The organism is Streptomyces sp. NPDC028910, from assembly GCF_055564955.1.
Genome location: NZ_JBVHVF010000001.1, coordinates 495,257 through 518,175, shown reverse-complemented (window position 1 = coordinate 518,175; position 22,919 = coordinate 495,257). Strand labels below are relative to the sequence as shown.

At 71.2% G+C, this 22,919-nt stretch carries 24 protein-coding genes; 13 read left to right on the top strand and 11 right to left on the bottom strand.

What is annotated here, in order from left to right; all coding sequences use genetic code 11:
* Positions 1–140 precede the first annotated feature (140 nt).
* Positions 141–1,868 carry a lysine--tRNA ligase gene (gene lysS / locus ACZ4TV_RS02485; RefSeq protein ID WP_468129789.1) on the top strand — a complete coding sequence of 576 codons (1,728 nt, stop codon included), beginning with the start codon at positions 141–143 and terminating at the stop codon, positions 1,866–1,868.
* Between the two features lie 70 nt (positions 1,869–1,938).
* Here lysS and ACZ4TV_RS02480 read toward each other — a convergent pair whose 3' ends face one another.
* From ACZ4TV_RS02480 to ACZ4TV_RS02470, 3 genes are all read right to left on the bottom strand, one after another.
* Complete coding sequence (locus tag ACZ4TV_RS02480; RefSeq protein WP_468129787.1) at positions 1,939–3,348, bottom strand: DUF2637 domain-containing protein; 1,410 nt, start codon at positions 3,346–3,348, stop codon at positions 1,939–1,941.
* Between the two features lie 129 nt (positions 3,349–3,477).
* Positions 3,478–4,242, bottom strand: a complete 765-nt coding sequence (locus ACZ4TV_RS02475) for a DUF3558 family protein (RefSeq protein ID WP_468129785.1) — start codon at positions 4,240–4,242, stop codon at positions 3,478–3,480.
* Between the two features lie 114 nt (positions 4,243–4,356).
* Complete coding sequence (locus ACZ4TV_RS02470) at positions 4,357–5,199, bottom strand: DUF3558 domain-containing protein (RefSeq protein ID WP_468129783.1); 843 nt, start codon at positions 5,197–5,199, stop codon at positions 4,357–4,359.
* 191 nt (positions 5,200–5,390) lie between these two features.
* Here ACZ4TV_RS02470 and ACZ4TV_RS02465 point away from each other — a divergent pair, with 191 nt between their 5' ends.
* Entirely contained in the window at positions 5,391–6,584 is a 1,194-nt protein-coding gene (locus ACZ4TV_RS02465) for an RtcB family protein (RefSeq protein WP_468129781.1), read from the top strand.
* Positions 6,585–6,603: 19 nt separating this feature from the next.
* Here ACZ4TV_RS02465 and ACZ4TV_RS02460 read toward each other — a convergent pair whose 3' ends face one another.
* The 3 genes from ACZ4TV_RS02460 to ACZ4TV_RS02450 form a co-directional block, all read right to left on the bottom strand.
* Positions 6,604–7,941, bottom strand: coding sequence for a tryptophan 2,3-dioxygenase family protein (locus tag ACZ4TV_RS02460; RefSeq protein WP_468129779.1), 1,338 nt, complete (start codon positions 7,939–7,941; stop codon positions 6,604–6,606).
* Positions 7,942–8,077: 136 nt separating this feature from the next.
* A complete protein-coding gene (locus ACZ4TV_RS02455) occupies positions 8,078–8,842 on the bottom strand; it encodes an SDR family NAD(P)-dependent oxidoreductase (RefSeq protein WP_468129777.1) in 765 nt (254 codons plus the stop codon).
* A gap of 54 nt (positions 8,843–8,896) precedes the next feature.
* Positions 8,897–9,232 carry a YnfA family protein gene (locus ACZ4TV_RS02450; RefSeq protein WP_468129775.1) on the bottom strand — a complete coding sequence of 112 codons (336 nt, stop codon included), beginning with the start codon at positions 9,230–9,232 and terminating at the stop codon, positions 8,897–8,899.
* A gap of 298 nt (positions 9,233–9,530) precedes the next feature.
* On the opposite strand from ACZ4TV_RS02450, the gene ACZ4TV_RS02445 reads away from it, so the two are divergent.
* A complete protein-coding gene (locus tag ACZ4TV_RS02445; protein ID WP_468129773.1) occupies positions 9,531–9,902 on the top strand; it encodes a hypothetical protein in 372 nt (123 codons plus the stop codon).
* A gap of 53 nt (positions 9,903–9,955) precedes the next feature.
* Here the strand turns inward: ACZ4TV_RS02445 and ACZ4TV_RS02440 are convergent, their stop codons facing one another.
* Positions 9,956–10,684, bottom strand: coding sequence for a Mut7-C RNAse domain-containing protein (locus tag ACZ4TV_RS02440; protein WP_468129771.1), 729 nt, complete (start codon positions 10,682–10,684; stop codon positions 9,956–9,958).
* Positions 10,685–10,733: 49 nt separating this feature from the next.
* Positions 10,734–11,144, bottom strand: a complete 411-nt coding sequence (locus ACZ4TV_RS02435; RefSeq protein ID WP_468129769.1) for a winged helix-turn-helix transcriptional regulator — start codon at positions 11,142–11,144, stop codon at positions 10,734–10,736.
* A gap of 167 nt (positions 11,145–11,311) precedes the next feature.
* Between ACZ4TV_RS02435 and ACZ4TV_RS02430 the strand changes: the two genes are divergently transcribed.
* On the top strand, positions 11,312–12,244 hold the full coding sequence (locus ACZ4TV_RS02430) for an NADP-dependent oxidoreductase (RefSeq protein ID WP_468129924.1): 933 nt from the start codon (positions 11,312–11,314) through the stop codon (positions 12,242–12,244).
* Positions 12,245–12,526: 282 nt separating this feature from the next.
* On the opposite strand, the gene ACZ4TV_RS02425 is transcribed toward ACZ4TV_RS02430, so the two are convergent.
* Complete coding sequence (locus ACZ4TV_RS02425; RefSeq protein WP_468129767.1) at positions 12,527–13,126, bottom strand: hypothetical protein; 600 nt, start codon at positions 13,124–13,126, stop codon at positions 12,527–12,529.
* A 133-nt stretch (positions 13,127–13,259) separates the two neighbouring features.
* Here ACZ4TV_RS02425 and hemL point away from each other — a divergent pair, with 133 nt between their 5' ends.
* The 8 genes from hemL to ACZ4TV_RS02385 all read left to right on the top strand — a co-directional run bounded on the left by hemL (position 13,260) and on the right by ACZ4TV_RS02385 (position 21,496).
* Entirely contained in the window at positions 13,260–14,582 is a 1,323-nt protein-coding gene (gene hemL / locus ACZ4TV_RS02420) for a glutamate-1-semialdehyde 2,1-aminomutase (RefSeq protein ID WP_468129765.1), read from the top strand.
* Positions 14,579–15,265 carry a histidine phosphatase family protein gene (locus ACZ4TV_RS02415; protein WP_468129763.1) on the top strand — a complete coding sequence of 229 codons (687 nt, stop codon included), beginning with the start codon at positions 14,579–14,581 and terminating at the stop codon, positions 15,263–15,265. The genes hemL and ACZ4TV_RS02415 overlap by 4 nt, the downstream gene beginning before the upstream one ends.
* Before the next feature lie 119 nt (positions 15,266–15,384).
* Complete coding sequence (locus tag ACZ4TV_RS02410; RefSeq protein WP_468129761.1) at positions 15,385–16,602, top strand: polysaccharide deacetylase family protein; 1,218 nt, start codon at positions 15,385–15,387, stop codon at positions 16,600–16,602.
* An 89-nt stretch (positions 16,603–16,691) separates the two neighbouring features.
* Positions 16,692–17,333: a TlpA family protein disulfide reductase gene (locus ACZ4TV_RS02405; protein WP_468129759.1), complete on the top strand. Its 642-nt coding sequence runs from the start codon at positions 16,692–16,694 to the stop codon at positions 17,331–17,333.
* A gap of 4 nt (positions 17,334–17,337) precedes the next feature.
* The gene (locus tag ACZ4TV_RS02400) at positions 17,338–18,111 is read left to right on the top strand and encodes a cytochrome c biogenesis CcdA family protein (protein WP_468129757.1); all 774 of its coding nucleotides are present in this window, start codon (positions 17,338–17,340) and stop codon (positions 18,109–18,111) included.
* Between the two features lie 13 nt (positions 18,112–18,124).
* Positions 18,125–19,861 (top strand): cytochrome c biogenesis protein ResB, encoded by a 1,737-nt coding sequence (gene resB / locus ACZ4TV_RS02395; RefSeq protein WP_468129755.1) that lies wholly within the window; start codon positions 18,125–18,127, stop codon positions 19,859–19,861.
* Entirely contained in the window at positions 19,858–20,937 is a 1,080-nt protein-coding gene (ccsB, locus tag ACZ4TV_RS02390) for a c-type cytochrome biogenesis protein CcsB (RefSeq protein WP_468129753.1), read from the top strand. Before resB ends, ccsB begins: the two co-directional genes overlap by 4 nt.
* A 55-nt stretch (positions 20,938–20,992) precedes the next feature.
* Entirely contained in the window at positions 20,993–21,496 is a 504-nt protein-coding gene (locus tag ACZ4TV_RS02385) for an SRPBCC domain-containing protein (protein ID WP_468129751.1), read from the top strand.
* A gap of 54 nt (positions 21,497–21,550) precedes the next feature.
* On the opposite strand, the gene ACZ4TV_RS02380 is transcribed toward ACZ4TV_RS02385, so the two are convergent.
* Positions 21,551–21,973, bottom strand: a complete 423-nt coding sequence (locus ACZ4TV_RS02380) for a MarR family winged helix-turn-helix transcriptional regulator (RefSeq protein WP_468129922.1) — start codon at positions 21,971–21,973, stop codon at positions 21,551–21,553.
* Between the two features lie 133 nt (positions 21,974–22,106).
* On the opposite strand from ACZ4TV_RS02380, the gene ACZ4TV_RS02375 reads away from it, so the two are divergent.
* The gene (locus ACZ4TV_RS02375) at positions 22,107–22,472 is read left to right on the top strand and encodes a cupin domain-containing protein (protein WP_468129749.1); all 366 of its coding nucleotides are present in this window, start codon (positions 22,107–22,109) and stop codon (positions 22,470–22,472) included.
* Between the two features lie 46 nt (positions 22,473–22,518).
* On the opposite strand, the gene ACZ4TV_RS02370 is transcribed toward ACZ4TV_RS02375, so the two are convergent.
* The gene (locus ACZ4TV_RS02370; RefSeq protein WP_468129747.1) at positions 22,519–22,905 is read right to left on the bottom strand and encodes a PLD nuclease N-terminal domain-containing protein; all 387 of its coding nucleotides are present in this window, start codon (positions 22,903–22,905) and stop codon (positions 22,519–22,521) included.
* Positions 22,906–22,919: the final 14 nt, after the last annotated feature.

Genomic DNA, 22,919 nt, shown 5'->3' with positions numbered 1-22,919 from the left:
AAGTGCCGAGTATCCCACGCGGGGCCCCTCCGTTTCCCGTGAGAATCGGCGGGAGGACCGGCGGGAGGAAGCAACCCCGGAGCGACCTCTTCCGTCTGGGAGAATGGCTGAAGCCAGCATTCGAGATAGAAGGACGTGTCGTGGCTCAGAGCAGCACCGAGACCGACTGGGTCTCCCGTTTCGCGGACGAGGTCATCGCCGAGGCGGAGCGCCGAGCACCCGGCAAACCTGTTGTCGTCGCGTCCGGACTCTCCCCCTCCGGTCCGATCCACCTGGGCAACCTCCGTGAGGTCATGACCCCGCACCTGGTCGCGGACGAGATCCGCCGCCGGGGCTACGAGGTCCGCCACCTCATCTCGTGGGACGACTACGACCGGTACCGCAAGGTGCCGGCGGGCGTGCCCGGCGTCGACGAGTCGTGGGGCCAGCACATCGGGCGCCCGCTGACCTCCGTACCGGCCCCGGCCGGGTCGGCGTACCCGAACTGGGCCGAGCACTTCAAGGCCGCCATGACCTCGGCACTGGCCGAGCTGGGCGTCGAGTACGACCCGATCAGTCAGACCGAGCAGTACACGACCGGTGTCTACCGCGAGCAGGTGCTGTTCGCGATGAAGCACCGCGGCGACATCGACGCGGTCCTCGACCAGTACCGGACGAAGATCAAGCCGGGCGGCAAGAAGCCGCAGCAGAAGCAGGTCGACGAGGCCGAGCTGGAGGCCGCCGAGGGCTCCGGGGCGGCCGCCGAGGACGACGGCAGCAGCGCCGAGGGCGGGTACTTCCCGTACAAGCCCTACTGCGGCGAGTGCGGCAAGGACTTCACCAAGGTCACCTCGTACGACGACGAGACGACCGAGATGACCTACGTCTGCACCGAGGACGAGTACACCGAGACGGTCAAGCTCAGCGAGTTCAACCGCGGCAAGCTGGTCTGGAAGGTCGACTGGCCGATGCGCTGGGCCTACGAGGGCGTGGTCTTCGAGCCCTCGGGCGTCGACCACTCCTCGCCGGGCTCGTCCTTCCAGGTCGGCGGCCAGATCGTGCACATCTTCGGTGGCGAGCAGCCGATCGGACCGATGTACGCCTTCGTGGGCATCAGCGGCATGGCGAAGATGTCCTCCAGCAAGGGCGGGGTCCCGACCCCGGCCGACGCGCTGAAGATCATGGAGCCGCAGCTGCTGCGCTGGCTGTACGCGCGCCGCCGTCCCAACCAGTCCTTCAAGATCGCCTTCGACCAGGAGATCCAGCGGCTCTACGACGAGTGGGACAAGCTGGAGGCCAAGGTCGCGGACGGCTCCGTGCTGCCCGCCGACGCGGCCGCGCACAGCCGCGCCGTGCGCACCGCGGCTGGTGAGCTGCCGCGCACGCCGCGGCCGATGCCCTACCGCACGCTCGCCTCGGTCGTGGACATCACCGCCGGGCACGACGAGCAGACCCTGCGCATCCTGAGCGAGCTGGATCCGGAGAAGCCGCTCACCTCGCTCGACGAGGTACGGCCGCGCCTGGACCGCGCCGAGAACTGGATCACCACCCAGGTCCCGGCCGACCAGCGGACCCTCGTGCGCGAGGAGCCCGACATGGAGCTGCTGTCCTCGCTGGACGAGGAGGCGCGCCAGTCGCTGCGGATGCTTGTCGACGGGCTCGACACGCACTGGTCGCTCGACGGGCTGACCACGCTGGTCTACGGCGTGCCGAAGGTCATGGCGGGGCTGGAGCCCGACGCGAAGCCGACGCCGGAGCTCAAGGTCGCGCAGCGGACGTTCTTCGCGCTGCTGTACCGGCTCCTGGTGACCCGGGAGACCGGGCCGCGCCTGCCCACGCTGCTGCTGGCGGTGGGCGCGGACCGGGTGCGCAAGCTGCTCGCCGTCTGAGGTCCCGCAGGCATGTGAAAGGGCCCGCACCCCTCGGGGTGCGGGCCCTTTCCGCTGCCTGGGGCCTGGCCTACGCGATGTGCTCGGCCTCCCGGTCCTTGTTGTAGCGCAGCTTGAACGCCGGGATCATCCGGCGGAGCAGGGACCCGCTGCGCGGATGGGTCACGCCGTAGCCGTCCGAGAGGTGTATGTCGAGGGCCTCGGCCGACGGGTAGTCCTGCTTCTCGTCGGCCAGCGCGCAGAACACCTTGTACGCCACCTCGGCGAACTCGGCCTCGTCCGGGGTCTCGGGGCCGTCCGCCTGCGGGGCTTGCGGGGCCTCCTCCTGGCGGGGGGCCGGGACCGGGTGTTCCTGCGGCGCCTGCTGCGCCTGCTGCGCCTGCTGCTGGTCCTCCGGGCCCGTGGGGGGCAGGACCGGGGTCGGCTCCAGGCCTTCGACGTACTGGGGGTTGTAGCCGCCCTCGTACGCCGCCTGCGGCGCCAGCGGCGCGGCGAACCACGCGCTGTTGTGGGCGGCGGGCATGGCCGTCGGCTCCACCGCGAAGGGCGGCGGGGCGTGGGTGACGGCGGGCGGGGTCTGGGGGTGGAGCTGTGCCGGGGCCTGGGGGTGGTCCTGGGCCTGGCCCTGCGCCGGGTCGTGGGGGTGCTGGGGCTGTTGGGCCTGCTGGAGTTCCTGGAGCTCCTGGAGCTCCTGGGCGAGCTCCGGCGCGGCCGGCGTGGCCGCCGCGGCCGCCAGGGCCGGGGCTCCCGTCGCGGCCGGAGCCTGCTGCGCCAGCGGGGGCAGCAGCGCCGGCTCGATGCCCGTCGCCGCCAGCGCGTCCGGGGCCGTCTGCGAGAGGGGCACGCCGATCCGGGCCAGCTTCAGCGGCATCAGCGCCTCCACCGGGGCCTTGCGCCGCCAGAAGCGCCCGTACCGCGCCTGGAGACGGGCCTGGTAGATCAGCCGGTCCTGCTCCATGGTCACGGCCTGCTCGTAGGAGCGCAGCTCCCACAGCTTCATCCGGCGCCACAGCTTGAAGGTGGGGATCGGAGAGAGCAGCCAGCGGGTGATGCGGACGCCCTCCATGTGCCGGTCGGCGGTGATGTCCGCGATCCGGCCCACCGCGTGCCGGGCGGCCTCCACCGTCACCACGAAGAGGATCGGGATCACCGCGTGCATGCCGACACCCAGCGGGTCCGGCCAGGAGGCCGCGCCGTTGAAGGCGATCGTCGCCGCCGTCAGCAGCCATGCCGTCTGGCGCAGCAGGGGGAAGGGGATCCGCATCCACGTCAGCAGCAGGTCCAGCGCGAGCAGCACGCAGATGCCCGCGTCGATGCCGATCGGGAACACCAGCGAGAAGCTGCCGAACCCCTTCTGCTGGGCGAGTTCGCGCACGGCGGCGTACGAGCCCGCGAAGCCGATACCCGCGATGACCACGGCTCCCGCGACCACGACGCCGATGAGTATTCGGTGGGTACGAGTCAGTTGCATCGCGGCCACCCGCGATCCCCTCCTCTTGTCGAGCACATACCGAGCGCTGAGTGCTTACCGAGCCTTTACGGGACTGCGGCAGGCACAGCGTACGGGTGACTGGATGTCAGTGCCCCAGGAGGCCCCGGACCGCCACCGCTACTGCTGGGGCTGGGGGGACTGCGGCTGCTCCGCGGGCTGCTTGTTGGCGGTGTCGACCGAGGTCACGGCCTCCTTGGCGGCCGCGATCGCGTCCTGGAGCAGCTTGGCCCGGTCCGGCGCGCCGGCACCCTCGTAGGCGGCGCCGTTGTAATCGAGCGTGATCACCACGTTCTGGGTGCGCGCCACGATCGTCGTGTTGAAGAAGTCGACGTCCTTCTTCACGGTGTAGACGACCGACGTCGCCTGGTCACCGATCCCGCCCGCCGCCTCCGCCTTCGGGTCCTGCGCGCCCTCGGTCGTCTTGGCCGTCTCGACCTGCTTGTTGTACTGCTCCTCGGCGCGCTTGTTGGCGCTGCCGAGCGAGGCGTGGGAGTCGTAGCGGAAGAAGGAGAGGGAGAGCCAGCGGTACTGCGAGCCCTTCAGGCCGTCCTCGTCCAGACCGTTCCAGGAGCAGCTGGCGCGGCTGGTCAGGTCGTTCGACTTGGTCGCCGTACCGTTCTTGTCCTTCGTCTCCGGGACGATCGCTTCTATCGTCTGCGTCTGGAGCGCCTTGCAGGGGTCCGGAAGCGTGGCGAAGGCCGCCTTCTCCAGGGCCGGCGAGGACTTCGCGTTGGGCTTGGCCGACGAGGAGGAACCGGACTTCTTGCCGCCGTTCGAGCCCGAGTCCTTGCCCGAGTCGGACGAACACCCGGCGACGGTGAGGATCACCGGGACGGCTGCGCAGGCGAGAACGCGGGTGAGGCGCGAGGCTGATCGGTGCATGATTCCTTCAGTGCGTTGGTGGGTGTTCTTCGGACACGGGACCCGTGCCACGGTAGCCCGAGCGGGCGCCCGCCTGCTGTGCGGGCCGTCACGCCCGGCCGCGGCGCGCACCGCTCACTCGTTGAAGCGCTCGACCAGGGCTTGGGCCAACTGCCGTGTCCTGTCCTGGGTTTCGGTGCTCGGCGGGACCGTGCCGGGCAGGGCCGGCTGCACGCTGTACTCGACGGTGACGATGACGTTCGAGGTACGGAACACAATCCGCACGGTGCGCGCCTGCGCCGCGGTGGCCCCGGCGGGGCTGAGCTTGTCCTCCAGGAACGACTCGGTGCCGAGGCCTTCCAGGACGCGGGAGCCGAGCTCGGGCTGGGTGGACGGGCCGGCGCCGGGGGAGGGCGCTCCGGCTCCGGCTCCGGCTCCGGCTCCGGCGGCGGGCGTGCCTGCGGGTGGGGGACCGGCGGGAGTGGGGGTCGGGCTCGCGGTCGGGCCGGGGAAGGGCAGTTTCGCGTCGGTGAGGCGGCGTACGTAGACCTGCTTCGCCTTGTCGTCGTCGCTGGCGGCGCTCCGGTCGTAGGAGACCACGCGCTCGAAGCCGACCGACAGCAGCCGCGTCTCCTCGGGCGTCTGCGCGGTCCAGCGGCAGCCGACGTGCCGGTCGCCGTCGTACGAGGCGTCCGCGACGCCGGCGTACAGCTGGTCGCGCTGCTCGGGGGTGAGGGTGTCCGCGGCCGGGAGCATGGCCTTGAGCTTCTTGCTGTCGACGCCGGCCTTGCAGGGCGCGGGCAGACTGCGGTACTTCCCCGGTTGGGCGGGCGCGGCGGAGCTGCCGCCCGCCTTCGAGTCGCTGGTGCTTCCGGTGCCGCTCCCGCCGGTGCACCCGGTCAGGGCTGCGCCGCCGGCCGCGAGCGCGGTGAGCATCGCGATGCCTGGCAGGACTCGCCGTACCGCCTTGCGCTGCACGTCCACTGGCTCCCTTCGACCGGCGGGTCCCCGACGGTCAGGAAAATGCGTTGCCGCGGCTCGGGCGCGGCTGGACACAATGTCTATCGCACACGCTGGTGCCGGCGCCGGTCCTCTGTCGTATTTGGGATCAAGAGCGAGGCTTTTTGCGCATTCTGAGTTTTCTGTGGTTTTCGGGGGATTGATTCAATATGTCGTATGTAGAGGTACCCGGGGCGAAGGTTCCGATCCGGATGTGGACCGACCCGGCGTCGGTCGAGGACGGCGCGATGCAGCAGCTCCGCAACGTCGCCACCCTCCCGTGGATCAAGGGCCTGGCCGTCATGCCGGACGTCCACTACGGCAAGGGCGCCACGGTCGGCTCGGTGATCGCCATGCAGGACGCGGTCTGTCCGGCGGCGGTGGGCGTCGACATCGGCTGCGGCATGTCGGCGGTCAAGACCTCACTGACGGCGAACGACCTGCCGGGGGACCTGTCGGGGCTGCGGTCGAAGATCGAGCGGGCGATTCCGGTGGGCGCCGGCCTGCACCAGGAGGCCGTGGACCCGGCGCGCCTGTACGGCTTCTCGGTGGAGGGGTACGAGCGCCTGTGGAAGCGCTTCGACTACCTCACCGATGCGGTCAAGTTCCGTCATGAGCGCGCCGTGAAGCAGATCGGAACGCTCGGATCCGGCAATCACTTCATCGAGTTCTGTCTCGACGAGTCCGGTGCGGTGTGGCTGATGCTGCACTCCGGGTCCCGGAACATCGGCAACGAACTCGCCGCCCACCACATCGACGTGGCCCGCGGCCTCGCGCACAACCAGAACCTCGTCGACCGGGACCTCGCGGTCTTCCTCGCGGAGACGCCCGAGATGGAGGCGTACCGCAACGACCTCTTCTGGGCGCAGGAGTACGCCAAGTACAACCGCGCCGCGATGATGAGCCTGTTCAAGGAGGTCGTCCGCAGGGAGTTCCGCAAGGCGAAGGTCTCCTTCGAGCGGGAGATCAGCTGCCACCACAACTACGTGGCGGAGGAGCGGTACGACGGCATGGACCTGCTGGTCACGCGCAAGGGCGCGATCCGCGCCGGCAGCGGTGACTACGGGATCATCCCGGGCTCCATGGGCACGGGCTCGTACATCGTGAAGGGGCTCGGCAACGAGAAGTCCTTCAACTCGGCCTCGCACGGCGCGGGCCGCAAGATGAGCCGTACGGCGGCGAAGAGGAAGTTCTCGGCGCGCGACCTGGCGGAGCAGACCAGGGGCGTGGAGTGCCGCAAGGACGCGGGCGTCGTGGACGAGATCCCGGGCGCGTACAAGTCCATCGAGCAGGTCATCGACCAGCAGACCGACCTCGTGCAGGTCGTGGCCAAGCTCAAGCAGGTCATCTGCGTCAAGGGCTGACGCGTCGGGGGCTGACGCGTCAAGGGCTGACGCCCGGGCCCAGCCGCCAGAACAGCCGGTTCCCGAGGCATTGCGTCAGGTACGGAACGCCATCGGTGTGCCCCGAGCCGCGCGCGTCGCCGAGCATGCGCGCGGCCAGGCTGCGATGGGCCGCCTTCCACCGCTGGTGCCGGCTCTCCAGCCGGCCGAGCGCCGCGTCGAGGCGCTCCCACTCCGGCCGGCCGGGTCCTCCCGCGCGGCGGAGGTCGAGATAGGCCCGGGTGACCGTGTCGTGGCCGGCGTCCTCCGCCTCGGCCCGTACGGCGGGCACGTGCGCGAAGGCGGCCGAGCGCAAGCGGGGCGCGGGCGGGACGCCGCACAGGATCTCGAACCGTTTGTACTGCTCGGACTGGATGGCGCTGGCGCCGTCGGTGTACTGCCGGAAACCGGCGAACTGCTCCGGCCGCATCGTGGCGACCGTGCGGAACAGGGCGGCGGCGCGCTCGAACAGGGCAGCCGCGTGGTCCATGCGCTCCGCGCCCTCTTCCAGGCGCCCTGCGCGCAGGGCACCGATGGCCGACCGCGTGTCCGCCGCGATCGCGGTGAAGAGCATTTCGTGGGTCTGGAGGGCGCGCATGAAGAAGTACTCGTCGTGCAGGACGTAGACGGGCTGGACGGTGACGTCGAACCACTGCCAGGCATCCGTCGCCGGCGGCCGGGGCAGGTCATCGAGGAGGTCCTGCAGGCGGGACTGGGGCGTGTGCGCGATCCGTGACGGCAGGTCGCCGGCCTCCTCGTGGCCGAGTCCCTTCGCGACGAGCCGCAGGGCGTGCCGCAGCCGCGTACCCAGCTTCGCCGGATCGGGCCGGCCCCGGCGGGGGCCCTCGCGCGATCCGCCTGCCGCCCTGATCTCGAAACGCGCGATGTCGGACAGGAGCAGGGTGGACATCCGGTCCGCGCTCGACGCGGAACGCGGACCGTCCGGCGGAGCGTCCGGCGGACCGTCCATGAGGAGCTCCAGGACGGGCAGCGCGAGGTAGGTGCGGTTCCAGAAACGTCCCTCGTGTTTGTCGAGCAAGCAGTCGAGAAAGGCGTCGAGGAACGGGCGGTCCGCGGCGTGCCGACGCCGGACGTCGCTCAGCTGGACCAGCATCCGCTCCGGCAGGAAGTGCTTTCCCGTCCGCCGGACGTGTTCCGTGACGGACCGGGCCAGGGCGATGCCGTCGGCTTCCACCGGTATCTGATCGGCGGCCACCCAGCGCTTGACCACCCGGCGGGTCGACGTACGCGCTCCGCACGTCTCGCGGAGCGCGCAGCCGCGGCCGCAGCTCGTGGCCATGTCCTGCGAGCATCGCGTCGTGCTGTTCTCAGAGGTCATCGCCACCCTCCCTCTCATGTCGTGGGGGAGATCCCACTAGGCATGATCGAAGGGCCGCACGTCATGTCTCGGGAATTCGTGGCTTGACAGCAGCGGGGCCGCCCCTCCTCGCCAGGCCGTCCCCCCTCGGAGGGGGTCAGAGCTCGCGGTGGACCTTCGTGTTCGAGGCCTGGGCGCGGGGGCGGACCACCAGGAGGTCGATGTTGACGTGGCTGGGGCGGGTCACCGCCCACGTGATGGTGTCGGCCACGTCGTCGGCGGACAGGGGATCCGCGACGCCCGCGTAGACCTTCTCGGCCTTCTCCGCGTCGCCGCGGAACCGGGTCTTCGCGAACTCCTCCGTCTTGACCATGCCCGGGGCGATCTCGATGACGCGCACGGGCTGGCCGACGATCTCCAGGCGGAGGGTCTCGGCGAGGACCCGGGCGCCGTTCTTGGCGGCGACGTAGCCGGCGCCGCCCTCGTAGGTGGAGTGGCCGGCGGTGGAGGAGAGGACCACCACCGTGCCGTCGCCGGAGGCGGTGAGGGCGGGGAGCAGGGCCTGGGTGACGTTGAGCGTGCCGATGACGTTGACCTCGTACATCGTGCGCCAGTCGGCCGGGTCGCCGGTGGCGACGGGTTCGGCTCCGATGGCGCCGCCCGCGTTGTTGACCAGCACGTCACAGCCGTCGAGGGAGGCCGCGAAGGCGTCGACTGCGGCGCGGTCGGTGACGTCGAGGGCGTGGGCGGCCGCGGAGTGGCCGGCCTCGGTGATCTCGGCGGCCAGGGCCTCGATGCGGTCCTTGCGGCGGGCGGTGAGGACGACGTGGTAGCCGGCTGCGGCGAGCTGCCGGGCGGTGGCCGCGCCGATGCCGCTGCTCGCGCCGGTGACTACGGCGGTTCGGGTGGCGGCCGTGCTCATGTGCGGGCTCCTCGGTCGTTCGTACGGGCGATTCCCCGCCAGCATAGGCGCGGCTCAGCGGCCCCGCGGGGTGTACATGATCACGGCCATTCCGGCGAGGCAGACGAGGGCGCCGACGACGTCCCAGCGGTCGGGGCGGTAGCCGTCGGCGACGACGCCCCAGGCGAGGGATCCGGCGACGAAGACCCCGCCGTAGGCGGCCAGTACGCGGGCGAAGTCGCCCTGTGGCTGGAGGGTGGCGACGAAACCGTAGAGACCGAGGGCGATCACCCCGGCGCCGATCCAGGCCCAGCCCTTGTGCTCGCGGACGCCCTGCCAGACGAGCCAGGCGCCGCCGATCTCCAGGAGGGCGGCGAGGGAGAAGAGCAGGGCGGAGCGGGCGATCAACATGGCTCAAAGGTACGCAGCGCGGCGCGGGGCATACGGGGGTGGGCGCGCCCTCGTTCGTGTGATGGTCCGACCGGTCGGCGCCGCTGGTGGCTAGCCTCCGCGCGAGGAGGTGGTGGCGGTGCGCCGTGGTGCCGTACGGAGTGTGGTGGTGGCGGGGTTGCTGGCGCTTGGTGCGGCTTCGCCCGCGGGGGCGTCGGGGCCGGTGTCGGGGCCGGTGTCGGGGCCGGTGTCGGGGTCGGGGCCGGTCCCCGGGCCTGCGGTGGCGTCGGGGCCGGCGTGGGCAGGTCCGGAGGCCGATGTGGCGTACCACGGCCTGGTGGCCCTGGCCGGGGCGCAGCTGCGGATCTGGCTGGTCCCGGAGAACGACGGACCGGCCGCGCTGGCGAACGCGACGCTGCGGGTGCGGCTGTCGGCCGACCTCGCGGACCGCCAGCGACTGGCGGAGGGCTGCGCGCGGGCCGGTCTGCGCGAGGTGGTGTGCGAGACGGGGCCGCTGCCGCTGCACGGCCGGGGCCGGCACATCGGGCTGGCGCTGGCGCTGCGGGAGCGGGCGCCGGAGGTGGTGGTCGAGGTCGACACGTGGTGGAACGGCGGTGCGACGGACCGGAACCACATCAACAACGACCATGTCGTGCTGGCGCTGGACACTGGTGACGCCTACGCGTTCTAGCTAGAGCGTGCCCGCGCTGGGCAGGGCGTGTTCGGGCGGTGCTCGGGCCCGGCTCAGGCGGTGCCGAATTCGACGAGGGCCTCGTCGACGATCCGCTCCAGGCGGGCGTGGTGGGCGCCGCGCCAGTAGACGCGCTCGCATGCGGCGCACTGCGCGAACACGTCGTACGTGCGGTGCGTGCCGCCTTCCAGGCGGTCGCCGACGCTGTCCTTGTCGGCCTCGTGGAGCGGGCCGTTGCAGGCGGTGCAGCGGGTCCACGGCGCGAGGGTGGGCGCGAACCGGCTGAGGACGTCGCGCAGTTGCTCGTCCGGGTTGTCGCTGTAGACGTACGCACCGGCGAAGAGCTCGCGGCGGCGCAGCAGGCCGCGGTCGCGGGAGAGCAGGACGCGCCGTTCGACGGCGGAGCGGGTGGCGAGCGCGGGGTCGCCGATGTCCTCGTTCTCGTAGGCGGCGTCCACGCCGAGCAGGCGCAGGCGGCGGGCGAGGGTGCCGAGGTGGACGTCGAGGAGGAAGCGGAGCGGGGCGCCGGGGATCTGTTGGGGCCGGTCGACTCCGAAGACCTCGACGTTCTGGCCTTCTTGGGGCACGTAGGAGACGGGTACCTCGTGGCCGTCGACGAGCAGCCGGCCGACTTCCGTGAGCGGGACGCCGGCCGACTCGACGACGTGGCCGAGGCTGGACGCGCCGTCGGTCGCGGTCGGTACGCGTTCGGCGCGCCGGCTGGGCGCGGCGAACAGGCGCAGTTCGGGGGCGAGGGTGAGCTGAATGCCGGGTCCGTTCACCTTGTCAGCATGCCATTGCCGGGGTGGGGACGCCGCCGAATTGTGCGGTCTAGGCGGCGGCCTCGTCGTAGCTCTCGCGGTGGGCGCTGACCTCGTCGAAGTGGTTCTCGGCCCAGCGCTTCACGGAGGACAGGAGGCAGCCGAGGCTGCTGCCGAGGTCGGTGAGCCGGTAGTCGACGCGGACGGGGACGGTGGGGGTGACGGTGCGGGTGACGAGACCGTCGCGTTCGAGGGAGCGGAGGGTCTGGGTGAGCATCTTCTGGCTGACGCCGGGGATCTTGCGGCCGAGGTCGCTGTAGCGCAGGGAGCGGTCTTCGGCCTGGCCGAGGGCGCTGACGATGAGGCCGACCCACTTGTCACTGATCCGCGCCAGCAGCTGGCCGGTGGGGCATTCCTTGAGGAAGGCGTCGTAGGCGTGACGGGCCTCTTCGCGGCGGGCCGCGGCGGTGCTGGTGGCCATGGGTACCCCACTTCCGGGTCGGGTACGCACCTTGGAGTGCGTACTTACGAAAGGAGAGTACCTCTCCCTAAGTTAGTGCTCGCCAGGAGCGATCCAACGAGCGATCCAACGAGCGAACGAACGAACGGGGAGAGACGACGATGAGCGAGCAGACGAGCGAGCAGACGATGCTGGCGGCCGTGGTGACGGAGTTCGGCGGCCCGGAGCGGGTCGAGCTGGCCGAGGTCCCGGTGCCTCGGCCGGCGGCGGGCCAGGTCCGGATCCGGGTCCGGGCCGCCGGGGTCAACCCGGTGGACGGCGCGGTCCGCGCCGGCGTCTTCGGCGGCGCCGGACAGCGGCTCGGCCTGGGCTGGGACGTGGCCGGAGAGATCGACGAGATCGGCCCGGACGTGACCGGCTGGAGCCGGGGCGACCAGGTCGTGGGCCTGCACTACGGGCCGGTGAAGCCGCTGGGCACGCATGCGCAGTACGCGGTGCTCGACGCCACCGCGGTGGCGGCCGCTCCGACCACCGTGGACACCGTCGCCGCCGCGGCGCTCCCGCTCGCCGGGCTCACCGCGGCCCGCGCGGTGGACCTGCTGGGGCTCGCCCCCGGCTCCTCGGTGCTCGTCACGGGCGCCGCGGGCGTGGTCGGCGGGCTCGCGGTCCAGCTCGCGGCGCGGGCCGGCCTGGTCGTGACGGCCCTGGCGGGCGCGGCGGACGAGGCCTTCGTACGCTCGCTGGGCGCGGCCGGCTTCGTACCGCGCGGCGGGGCTCCGGCCGGGCCGGTGGACGGGGTGCTGGACACGGCCGTCCTGGGGGAGGGCGCGCTGTCCTTCGTCCGCGACGGCGGCGTCTACATCGGCCTGATCCCCGGCGCCGCGCCGGCCGCGGAGCGCGGGATCCGGGTCGAGGAGCAGGAGGTCGCACCGGACGGGGCGCACCTGGCCCGCCTGGTGTCCCTGGTCGACGCGGGCGAGCTCACCCTGCGGGTCGCGGACACCTTCCCCCTCGACGAGGCGGCGAAGGCACACGCCCACCTCGCGACGCCGGGCGTCCGAGGCCGCATCGTCCTGACTTCCTCCGGCCCCGCCGGCCACCCCAGCCCCGCCGGCGTTTGAGGCGCCCCACCCAGCCCCGCCGGCGTCTGAGGCGCGGGGTCGGGGGCGGAGCCCCGGGAAACGGCGAAAGGGCGGGTCGGGGACCAGCTCCGCGCAGCGGCCGCGGCCCTCGCACCCGCCCCCGGCGGCTACCGCACCCGGTAGCGCCAGTCGTAGCTCGGGCGGCGCACCCCCGGCGGGTACTCGAAGTCGACCTCGCCCAGACACTCGAACCCCGCTCGCCGGCACACCGCGTTGGACGCCGCGTGGTCCGTGCCCGGGAAGGCGTGGACGAAGACTAGGTCAGGGCCAGACCAGGCAGTACGGCTGGTGGCCCGCCTCGTGCAGTCTGTGGGAGAAGTCCTGCCACTCGTGGAGCAGCTGGTAGACGTTGAAGGCGTCGCTCGGGCCGCCGCGGTCCGGGACCGTGGACCAGATGAAGGCGGCCGCGCCCACCGATTCCTCGCCGATTCCGCGGAGCGGGTCGACCACCGTCATGGGGAGCTTGACCACCGCGTAGTCGGGGTGGAGGACGACCAGCTCCAGCGGGGGCACCTTGTGGAGAGGTATGCCCTCGATCCCGGTCAGGACCATCGCGGCCACCGTCTCCGGCTTGATCTTGGTGAAGAGGCCGCCCATGCCGAGCTCGTCGCCGCCGAGCTCCTCGGGCCGCATCGTGACGGGGACCCGGGCCGCCGTGGCGCCGTCCGGGGCGCCGAAGTACTTGTACGTCACTCCCATGCCGCGGCCCTTGGGCAGGTCCTCCGAGGGCGTCGCGGGCGGCGCCACGGCGTCGGCCGCCTCGGTGGATCGGCGGCGGTGCTTGCCCCGGCGGCGGGCCTCGCGGGCGCGCTGCGGATCGAGGCCATCCGTACCCTCGCCCGGTCCACCACCGCGTTGCATATCTCCACCCGACTGGTCTTGCTCGCCCCGGCCCCGTGACCCCCGCCACGCAGCCTGATCATCATGGCAGTGACCTCCCCCGCGGCGACGCGGTGAAACGCCCGCCCGCAAGTCTGTCGCGGCCTCTGAGACCATGGCTGGTGTGAGCTACCCGTACCCGTATGAAGCCCCAGTTTCGCAGACGCTCTTCGAGCGCGCCTCCCTCGTGACCCCCGGCGGCGTGAACTCTCCCGTCCGCGCCTTCCGCGCCGTGGGCGGTACGCCCCGGTTCATGGTGTCCGGGACCGGTCCGTACCTGACGGACGCCGATGGTCGTGAATACGTCGACCTCGTGTGCTCGTGGGGGCCGATGATCCTCGGGCACTCCCACCCCGAGGTGATCGAGGCCGTCCAGGCCGCCGTCGCCCGCGGCACCTCCTTCGGTACGCCCGGCGAGGGCGAGGTGGCGCTCGCCGAGGAGATCGTCGCGCGCATCGAACCCGTCGAGCAGGTGCGGCTCGTGTCCTCCGGGACGGAGGCCACGATGTCGGCGATCCGGCTGGCGCGCGGCTTCACCGGCCGCGCCAAGGTCGTGAAGTTCGCCGGCTGCTATCACGGTCACGTCGACGCGCTGCTGGCCGCCGCCGGTTCCGGGCTCGCGACCTTCGCGCTGCCGGACACCCCCGGTGTGACGGGTGCGCAGGCCGGCGACACGATCGTCCTCCCCTACAACGACCTCGGGGCGGTCCGGGCGGCCTTCGCCGCGCACCCCGGCGAGATCGCCTGCGTGATCACCGAGGCCGCGCCCGGCAACATGGGTGTGGTGACCCCCGCCGAGGGCTTCAACCAGGGGCTCGCCGACCTCTGCCGCGAGAACGGCGCGCTCTACATCTCCGACGAGGTCATGACGGGCTTCCGGACCTCCCGCGCCGGCTGGTACGGCGTCGACGGGGTCAAGCCCGACCTGATGACCTTCGGCAAGGTCATGGGCGGTGGCTTCCCCGCAGCCGCCTTCGGTGGCCGCGCCGACGTCATGGGCCACCTCGCGCCCGCCGGGCCGGTCTACCAGGCCGGCACGCTCTCCGGTAACCCCGTCGCCACCGCCGCCGGCCTCGCGCAGCTGCGGCTGCTCGACCCGGCCGCGTACGAGAAGGTCGACGCGGTGTCGGCCGAGATCCAGGGCCTGGTCACGGCGGCGCTCGCCAAGGAGGGCGTGGCGCACCGTCTGCAGACCGCGTCCAACATGTTCTCCGTCTTCTTCACCGAGGACGAGGTGCGCAACTACGACGACGCCAAGAAGCAGGAGGGCTTCCGCTTCAACGGCTTCTTCCACTCGATGCTGGCGCAGGGCGTCTACCTGCCGCCGTCCGCCTTCGAGTCCTGGTTCGTGTCCACCGCCCACGACGAGAAGGCGATCGAGCGCATCGCGGCGGCGCTGCCCGCCGCCGCCCGAGCCGCCGCGGAGGCCACCGCATGAGCGGCGACGGCAACGACATCACCGTCGTGCACCTGGTGCGCCACGGTGAGGTGCACAACCCGGACGGGGTCCTGTACGGGCGCCGTGAGGGCTACCACCTCTCCGAGCTGGGCCGGCAGATGGCCGACCGGGTCGCCGAGCACCTCAAGAGCCGGGACATCGCCTACGTGGTGTCCTCCCCGCTGGAGCGGGCGCAGGAGACGGCGGAGCCGATCGCCAAGGCCCACGGCCTCGACCTGGCGACCGACGCGCGGCTGCTCGAGGCGGAGAACGTCTTCGAGGGCAAGACCTTCGGCGTCGGTGACGGCGCGCTGCGCAAGCCCGGCAACTGGAAGCACCTGACGAACCCGTTCAAGCCCTCCTGGGGCGAGCCGTACGTCGAGCAGGTGGTCCGGATGATGAGCGCGCTGGAGGCCGCGCGCGACGCGGCCCGCGGCCGCGAGGCGGTGGCGGTCAGCCACCAGCTGCCGATCTGGATCGTGCGCAGCTTCGCCGAGAAGCGCCGGCTGTGGCACGACCCGCGCCGCCGCCAGTGCACGCTCGCCTCGCTGACGTCCTTCACCTTCCAGGGCGACAAGCTGGTGTCGGTGGGCTACAGCGAGCCGGCCCGGGACCTGGTCCCGGCGCATCTCCTGGCCGGAGCGAAGCCTGTGAAGGGCAAGTCCAAGGCCTTCGGCGCGTGATCCCCCCCCCGCCCATGATCGGCATTCTGTGACGATCCGTTACAGCTTTGCCTAAATAAATACAAGACGTGCGGGAATCACCGTGTCAGGCACTTCGGGTCTGACGACGGGACGGTGACATGCGCGACTTCAGTCGAAGGGGAGTGCTCGGGCTGGGGCTGGGTGCCGCGGCCGCGGGCATAGCGGGCTGTGGCGGCGGCGGCGGATCCGGCCCGGGCAAGCCCGGCCCGCTGGCCCCCGCCACGTCCGGGCCCCCGGCCAGGGTCATCGGCGACGGTTCCACCGCCGACACCGGCCCGCAGCCCCGCCAGCCGGCCAAGCCCGTGCCCCTCCAGCCGGGCGAGACGCCACCGCAGTTCGTCGTCTTCAGCTGGGACGGCGCGGGTGAGATCGGTAACGGTCTCTTCCCGCGTTTCCTCAAGCTCGCCAAAGACCACGGCGCGGCCATGACCTTCTTCCTCTCCGGCATCTATCTGCTGCCCGAGTCGAAGCGGAGCCTCTACCGGCCGCCGAACAACCCCGTCGGGGCCTCGGACATCGGCTACCTCAAGGACGAGAACGTCCGCTCCACCCTGCGTCACCTCCGCGAGGCCTGGCTCGACGGACACGAGATAGGCACGCACTTCAACGGCCACTTCTGCGCGGGCTCCGGCTCCGTCGGCAAGTGGACCCCGGCCGACTGGCAGAGCGAGATCGACCAGGCCGTGTCGTTCGTCACCAACTGGCGCACGAACACCGGTTTCACCGACCTCGAACCGCTGCCCTTCGACTACCGCAAGGAGCTGGCGGGCGCCCGCACCCCCTGCCTCCTCGGCCAGGACAGCCTGCTGGCGACCGCGCAGAGACTGGGCTGGCGCTACGACTCCAGCTCGCCCGGCGGCCTCCAGGTCTGGCCGGTGCGCAAGTCGGGCGTCTGGGACCTGCCGCTGCAGTCCCTGCCCTTCCCCGGGCACTCCTTCGAGGTGCTGTCGATGGACTACAACATCCTCGCCAACCAGTCGAAGAACACCACGAGGGGCGTGCCGGCCAACTACCCGGGCTGGCGCACCCAGGCCACGGCCACCTACCTCGGCGGCTTCAGGCGCGCCTACGAGACCAACCGCGCGCCGCTCTTCATCGGCAACCACTTCGAGGAGTGGAACGGCGGCATCTACATGGACGCCGTCGAGGAAGCACTCAAGGGCATGGCGGACAAAAAGGACGTACGCCTCGTATCCTTCCGGCAGTTCACCGACTGGCTGGACGTCCAGGACCCCAAGGTGCTCGCCAGGCTGCGGGGGCTGGGCCCCGGCCGGTCACCGGCCGGCGGCTGGAACGCGTACCTGTCCGCCGCCTGACCGCCGCCCAGCCATCGCCTGACCAGGAGCATTGACATCCGTGCGGGGGGCGCGGTAGATCCCCGAATTGCTCATGCGAAACTTTTCACATGAGCCACAGCCGCGCCCGTGTCCGTCGAAGTAGCCGCCGCTCGACCAGCGCCCGCGCCCTCCTGCTGACCGCGGTGACCCTTGCGAGCGCCGTGACCCTGACGGCGTGCACGGGTTCGGACGGCGGCCGGCCCTCCGGCGGTTCCGGCGGCAACTACGTCACGGGCAAGGCCGGCGTCTCCACCGCTTCCCGGGGTGAGCGCACCGAGGCCCCCAAGCTCGACGGCGAGACGCTCGACGGGAAGACCCTCGACACCACGACCCTCAAGGGCAAGGTCGTCGTCCTCAACGTGTGGGGCTCCTGGTGCCCGCCGTGCCGGGGCGAGGCCCCGGCCTTCGCCAAGGTGTCCAAGGAGCTCGCCGACGCGGGCAAGGACGTCGCCTTCGTCGGCATCAACACCCGCGACAACAGCAAGCAGAGCGCGACCGCCTTCGAGACGGACTTCGCCATCACCTACCCGAGCCTGTACGACCCCGACGGCAAGCTGATGCTCCGCTTCCCCAAGGGCACCCTCAACCCGCAGGCCATCCCCACCACGATCGTCCTCGACAAGGAGGGCAAGATCGCTGCCCGCGCCCTGGTCCCGGTCGGCGAGGAGACGCTGCGTTCGATGATCGACCCGCTCCTCGCGGAGCAGTGACCTCGTGGTCGAGTACGTCCTCGCCGCGGAGGTCACGGGTGTGAACGAGACGGTCCTGAACGGGGCGCTGCTGCTCGCGCTGCCGATCTCGCTCCTCGCGGGCCTGGTCTCCTTCTTCTCGCCCTGCGTGCTGCCGCTGGTCCCCGGTTACCTCTCCTACGTGACCGGCGTCAGCGGCGCCGACCTCGCCGAGGCCCGCCGCGGGCGGATGCTGGCGGGCGCGAGCCTGTTCATCGCGGGGTTCACCGCGGTCTTCGTCTCCACCGGTGCGCTCTTCGGCTACTTCGGGGCCGAGCTCCAGGACAACAAGGAGATCATCTCCCGCGTCCTGGGCGCCCTCGTGATCGTTCTCGGCCTCTTCTTCATGGGGGCGATCCCGGGTCTGACGATGCGGGAGTTCCGCTTCCACAAGAAGCCGACGGCGGGCCTGCTGGGCGCGCCCCTGCTCGGCGTGCTCTTCGGCGTCGGCTGGACCCCCTGCATGGGCCCGACCCTCGCCGCCGTCAACACCCTCTCCATCGACCAGGCGAGCGCCGGCCGCGGCGCGCTGCTGACCGTCGTCTACTGCCTTGGCCTCGGCCTGCCCTTCATCCTCGCCGCGATCGCCTTCCGCAAGGCGCTCGGTGCATTCGGCTGGGTGAAGAAGCACTATGCATGGGTGATGCGCATCGGTGGCGGCATGCTGATCCTCACCGGTCTGCTGCTCGTCACAGGTTTGTGGGACAGCATCGTCAGCGACATGCAGAGCTGGACCCAAGGCTTCACGGTGGGGATCTGAGGACTTAACGCACATGAGTACGACAGACAAGGCGTCCACCAAGGCGCCCACCGACGCGTCCACGGCGCCGCACGAATCCGCCGAGCCGGCCGAGCCCGAACTCGGCGCGGCCGGTGCCCAGCTCTCCACCGCCCCGCAGGAGGACAGCCCCACCGGGCCGGCCGTCGGCATAGGCGTGATCGGCTGGGCCCGCTGGTTCTGGCGGCAGCTCACCTCCATGCGGGTGGCGCTGATCCTGCTGTTCCTGCTGTCCCTGGGCGCCATCCCCGGCTCCCTCATCCCGCAGACCAACGTCGACGTGACGAAGGTCGCCGTCTGGAAGAGGGACAACCCGTCCTGGGTGAGCGTCGCCGAGACGCTCCAGCTCTTCGACGTCTACAGCTCGGTGTGGTTCTCCGCGATCTACCTGCTGCTGTTCGTCTCGCTGATCGGCTGCATCGTCCCGCGCGCCTGGCAGTTCGTCGGCCAGCTCCGCGGCCGCCCGCCCGCCGCCCCCAAGCGGCTGGACCGGCTGCCCGCCTACACCACCTGGCGCACCGGGAAGACCCCGGACGAGGTCCTCTCGTACGCCCGGACGCTGCTCGGCGGGCGCCGCTTCCGGACCGAGAGCGGCGCGGGCCACGTCGCCGCGGAGAAGGGCTACCTCCGCGAGGCCGGGAACCTGATCTTCCACGTCGCGCTGATCGTGATGCTCGTGGCCTTCGCCTGGGGCCAGTACTTCAAGTCCGAGGGCGGCAAGCTCGTCCTGCGCGGCAGCGGCTTCTCGAACACGCTCACGCAGTACGACGACTTCAAGCCGGGCACCCTGTTCCACCCGGACGACCTGCCGCCGTTCAGCTTCACGCTGGACAGGTTCGACGCGTCGTACGAGATGAGCGGCCCGCAGAAGGGCACCCCGCGCGACTTCAAGGCGTACGTCACCTTCACCGAGGGCGCCGCCGGCACCCCGCAGAAGCGGGAGATCCAGGTCAACGAGCCCCTGGAGGTCGACGGCTCCAAGATCTACCTGCTCGGTCACGGCTACGCGCCGATCATCTCGGTGACCGACCCCACCGGCAAGGTCATCTTCAAGGACGCCGTGCCGGTGCTCCCGCAGGACGCCAACCTGACCTCCACCGGAGCCATCAAGGTCACCGACGGTTACCGGGACAAGGACGGCAAGAAGGAGCAGCTCGGCTTCAACGCCGTCTTCGTGCCGACGTTCGCCGGCGAGGGCCAGGGCACGATGTTCTCGCAGTTCCCGGCCCCGCTCCTGCCGCGGCTCATGCTCAACGCCTGGCACGGCAGCCTCGGCGTGGACTCGGGCCTGCCGCAGAACGTGTACCAGCTCGACACGACCAAGATGCAGTCGTTCAAGGACGAGTCGGGCCAGCTGTTCAAGCAGAAGCTGGCACCCGGCGAGACGATGACCCTGCCGGACGGCGCGGGCACCGTGAAGTTCGAGGGCATCGAGCGGTGGGCCACCTTCTCCGTCACCCAGCAGCCCGGCAGCGGCCTCGCCCTCGCGGGCGCGATCGCCGCCATCGCGGGCCTGGCCGGTTCGCTGTTCATCCAGCGCCGGCGGATCTGGGTCCGCGCCGTGACCGGGAAGGACGGCGTGACCGTCGTCGAGATGGCGGGCCTGGGCCGCAGCGAGTCCGCCAAGCTCCCCGAGGAGCTGGCGGAGCTCGCCGCCACGCTGCACGAGCAGGCGCCGACCGCGACGCCCGCCGAACCTGTCGAAGAAACCCCCGAAGGAGAGCGCGGATGACGCCGCTCGCAGCCGCAGCCAACGAGAACCTGGCTGAGATCAGCAATTACCTGATCTATTCGTCGATGGCGGTCTACACGCTCGCCTTCTTCGCGCACATCGCCGAGTGGACCTTCGGCAGCCGCAGCAAGGTGGCCCGTACGGCCGCCGCGCTGACCGGTGCCCAGCAGGCCCCTGCCCCCGCCGTGCAGGTGCGCGGCAAGGCAGGCACCGCCGTCCTCGACCGGCCGAAGGTCGTCACCCGCTCCGCCGCCGGCACGCGCGACGTGCCGGACGGCCCGGGCGCCGCGGGCGGCACCGTACAGGGCGACCTGTACGGGCGGATCGCGGTCTCGCTCACCGCGCTCGCCTTCCTCGTCGAGGCGGGTGGAGTCGTCGCCCGCGCGATGTCGGTGCAGCGGGCCCCCTGGGGCAACATGTACGAGTTCTCGATCACCTTCTCCACGGTGGCCGTCGGCGCGTACCTGGTGCTGCTCGCCCTGAAGAAGAACGTCCGCTGGCTCGGCCTGATCCTGGTCACCACCGTCCTGCTGGACCTCGGCATCGCGGTCACCTGGCTCTACACCGAAAGCGACCAGCTGGTCCCGGCCCTGCACTCGTACTGGCTGTGGATCCACGTCTCCACCGCGATCTTCTGCGGCGCCGTCTTCTACCTCGGCGCGGCCGGCGCGGTCCTCTACCTCTTCCGCGACGCCTACGAGGGCAAGCTGGCCGAGGGCCGTACGACGTGGCGGTTCACCGCGTCCGTGATGGAGCGGCTGCCCTCGGCGGCCTCGCTCGACAAGTTCTCGTACCGCATCAACGCCGCCGTCTTCCCGCTGTGGACCTTCACGATCATCGCGGGCGCGATCTGGGCGGGCGACGCCTGGGGCCGCTACTGGGGCTGGGACCCCAAGGAGGTCTGGTCCTTCGTGACCTGGGTGGCGTACGCCTGCTACCTGCACGCCCGTGCCACCGCCGGCTGGAAGGGCCGCAAGGCCGCGTACCTGGCGCTCTTCGCCTTCGCCTGCTGGATCTGGAACTACTACGGCGTGAACATCCTGCTCAGCGGCAAGCACTCCTACGCGGGCGTCTGACCGCCGGGCGTCTGACCGCCGGGCGTCCGACCGACGGGAGTGGGACGCTGGTGGCATGTCTCTCGTGAGCCATGCCACCAGCGAGCGCCGCGGCGAGAACCGCTGGCTGCTCCGCTTCGAGCTGCACCTGCCGTACTCCTACGAGGTGCTCTGGCCCGCCGTGACCACGGCGGACGGCCTGCGCGGCTGGCTGGCCGCGGCGGACGTCCTGGAACGCAGGCTCGGCGGGGCGGTCACGCTGCGCTGGCCGAACACCGGGACGGTGGCGAGCGGCCACGTCAGCGCCTGGGACGTGGAGCGCGTCGTCGAGTACACGCTCGGTGAGCTCGGGCGGATCCGCTTCCACCTGGAGGCGGTGGGGACGGATTCCACGGTGATCCGGTTCGTGAACGAGCGAAGCGGATCGGAGGACGAGCGCCTCGACTGCCTCGCCGGCTGGCACGAGCACTTCGAGCTGCTGGAATCCGCGCTGGCCGGACGGCCGGCGGACTGGGCCGCCTGGACGGACACCCGCCGGACGCAGCTGCGCGAGGCCTACGCGTCCTTCTCCAGGGCGTAGCCCTGCGGGGCGGCGCCGCACGCCCCCGTCACAACCGGCGGGTGGAGTCGCCGCTCACCACACCGGACGCAGGGGCGGAAGTCCCCCTTCCCCGTGGAGCGCGCGCACCAGGCGTCCGAGCTCCCCGCGCAGGGTGCCGAGGTCGACGGTGCGTCCGAGCTCGGCCTCCAGATCGTGCAGGATCCGGCCCGCGACGGCGAGGTGTTCGGTGGCCGCCGCGGTCAGCACGACCAGCTTGCGCCGGCCCCCCTCGGGGTGCGGCTCGCGGCGCACGTAGCCGCGCTTCTCCAGGTCGTCGACGATCTGTCCGGCGGCCTGCTTGGTCACCCCGAGCCGTTCGGCGAGCTCACTGGCGGTGGCGCCGGGCCCCTTGAGGGCCTGGAAGGCCATGCCGTGCAGGGGGCGCAGGTCCGTGTAGCCGACCTCGGCGAGGCGCCGGGTGAACTCGCCCAGGAGGAGCTGGAAGCCGAGTCCCATGAGGAAGGTCAGCTCAATGCCCTCGTCGTTTCGGTGATGGGTCACGGAAACATGGTGACACGAGCGGGACAAGCTGCTTTACTCATCCGAGTAAAGCTACTTGACTCAAGTGGAACGAGGGCTCCTCTTGCACGTGATCGCCGCTTCCCCCGACAACGTCACCGTCACCACGAACGCCACCATGACCGGACTCGCCGCCCCCAGCCGGGGCAGCTCCGAGCTCAGCACCTGGCACGTCGACATGGCCGCCGGCATCACCGGCCCCGAGCACTCCGTCAGCCGCGAACAGGTCTGGACGCTCACCGCCGGCTCCCTGGAGGTCACCTGCGACGGCCGCACCGAGAAGGTGACCACCGGCCAGACCCTGGTCCTGCCCCCCGACGTGATGCGCCGGATCCACGCCACCGAGTCCTTCCAGGCGTACGTGGCCATGCGCGCGGACGGGGTCGTCTCCGTCCCGGACACCGAGGGCACCCGCGTCCTGCCCTGGGCGGAGTAAGCCGGCCCGAGCACCACGCCCCCGCGCACACCCGCCGGCCGGCCGATCAGCCGTCCTTGTCCTCGCCCTGCTCGCGCCGCTTCATCTCCTCCTCGCGGCGGCGCAGGTCCGCCTCCCAGTCCTTGAGGAGGGCCTCGTCCTTCTTGTTCTCCTCGCGAAGGGACGTGAGGAACTCCGGGTTGTCGTCGGGGGCGACCCACTCGTGGCGGTGGTTGCGGTGCCACTCGGACGGCGTGCGGCCGTTGGCCGGGGCGCGGCGCATCTTGCCCGCGGCGAACCAGACGATCGGGCCGACGATCCAGAAGAGCAGGATGATGATGACCCAGACGACCTTGGGGAGGTGTTTGGCCTCGTCCTCGGGGGTGTTGAGGCAGTCGATGAACGCGTAGATCGTCAGCGCCAGCGGCAGGATGAACATCAGCGCCCTGATCATGCGGAACAGCCCCC

What these genes read in the sequence shown, in the direction of transcription:
- ACZ4TV_RS02475 (WP_468129785.1), bottom strand. Translation starts at nt 4,242, where the DNA reads ATGCACCGATCAGCCTCGCGCCTCACCCGCGTTCTCGCCTGCGCAGCC.
- ACZ4TV_RS02380 (WP_468129922.1), bottom strand. Translation starts at nt 21,973, where the DNA reads ATGGGACTCGGCTTCCAGCTCCTCCTGGGCGAGTTCACCCGGCGCCTC.
- ACZ4TV_RS02405 (WP_468129759.1), top strand. Translation starts at nt 16,692, where the DNA reads ATGAGCCACAGCCGCGCCCGTGTCCGTCGAAGTAGCCGCCGCTCGACC.
- ACZ4TV_RS02450 (WP_468129775.1), bottom strand. Translation starts at nt 9,232, where the DNA reads ATGTTGATCGCCCGCTCCGCCCTGCTCTTCTCCCTCGCCGCCCTCCTG.
- ACZ4TV_RS02465 (WP_468129781.1), top strand. Translation starts at nt 5,391, where the DNA reads ATGTCGTATGTAGAGGTACCCGGGGCGAAGGTTCCGATCCGGATGTGG.
- ACZ4TV_RS02370 (WP_468129747.1), bottom strand. Translation starts at nt 22,905, where the DNA reads ATGATCAGGGCGCTGATGTTCATCCTGCCGCTGGCGCTGACGATCTAC.
- ACZ4TV_RS02425 (WP_468129767.1), bottom strand. Translation starts at nt 13,126, where the DNA reads ATGCAACGCGGTGGTGGACCGGGCGAGGGTACGGATGGCCTCGATCCG.
- ACZ4TV_RS02460 (WP_468129779.1), bottom strand. Translation starts at nt 7,941, where the DNA reads ATGACCTCTGAGAACAGCACGACGCGATGCTCGCAGGACATGGCCACG.
- hemL (WP_468129765.1), top strand. Translation starts at nt 13,260, where the DNA reads ATGGCTGGTGTGAGCTACCCGTACCCGTATGAAGCCCCAGTTTCGCAG.
- ACZ4TV_RS02435 (WP_468129769.1), bottom strand. Translation starts at nt 11,144, where the DNA reads ATGGCCACCAGCACCGCCGCGGCCCGCCGCGAAGAGGCCCGTCACGCC.
- ACZ4TV_RS02455 (WP_468129777.1), bottom strand. Translation starts at nt 8,842, where the DNA reads ATGAGCACGGCCGCCACCCGAACCGCCGTAGTCACCGGCGCGAGCAGC.
- resB (WP_468129755.1), top strand. Translation starts at nt 18,125, where the DNA reads ATGAGTACGACAGACAAGGCGTCCACCAAGGCGCCCACCGACGCGTCC.
- ACZ4TV_RS02385 (WP_468129751.1), top strand. Translation starts at nt 20,993, where the DNA reads ATGTCTCTCGTGAGCCATGCCACCAGCGAGCGCCGCGGCGAGAACCGC.
- ccsB (WP_468129753.1), top strand. Translation starts at nt 19,858, where the DNA reads ATGACGCCGCTCGCAGCCGCAGCCAACGAGAACCTGGCTGAGATCAGC.
- ACZ4TV_RS02430 (WP_468129924.1), top strand. Translation starts at nt 11,312, where the DNA reads ATGCTGGCGGCCGTGGTGACGGAGTTCGGCGGCCCGGAGCGGGTCGAG.
- ACZ4TV_RS02410 (WP_468129761.1), top strand. Translation starts at nt 15,385, where the DNA reads ATGCGCGACTTCAGTCGAAGGGGAGTGCTCGGGCTGGGGCTGGGTGCC.
- ACZ4TV_RS02415 (WP_468129763.1), top strand. Translation starts at nt 14,579, where the DNA reads ATGAGCGGCGACGGCAACGACATCACCGTCGTGCACCTGGTGCGCCAC.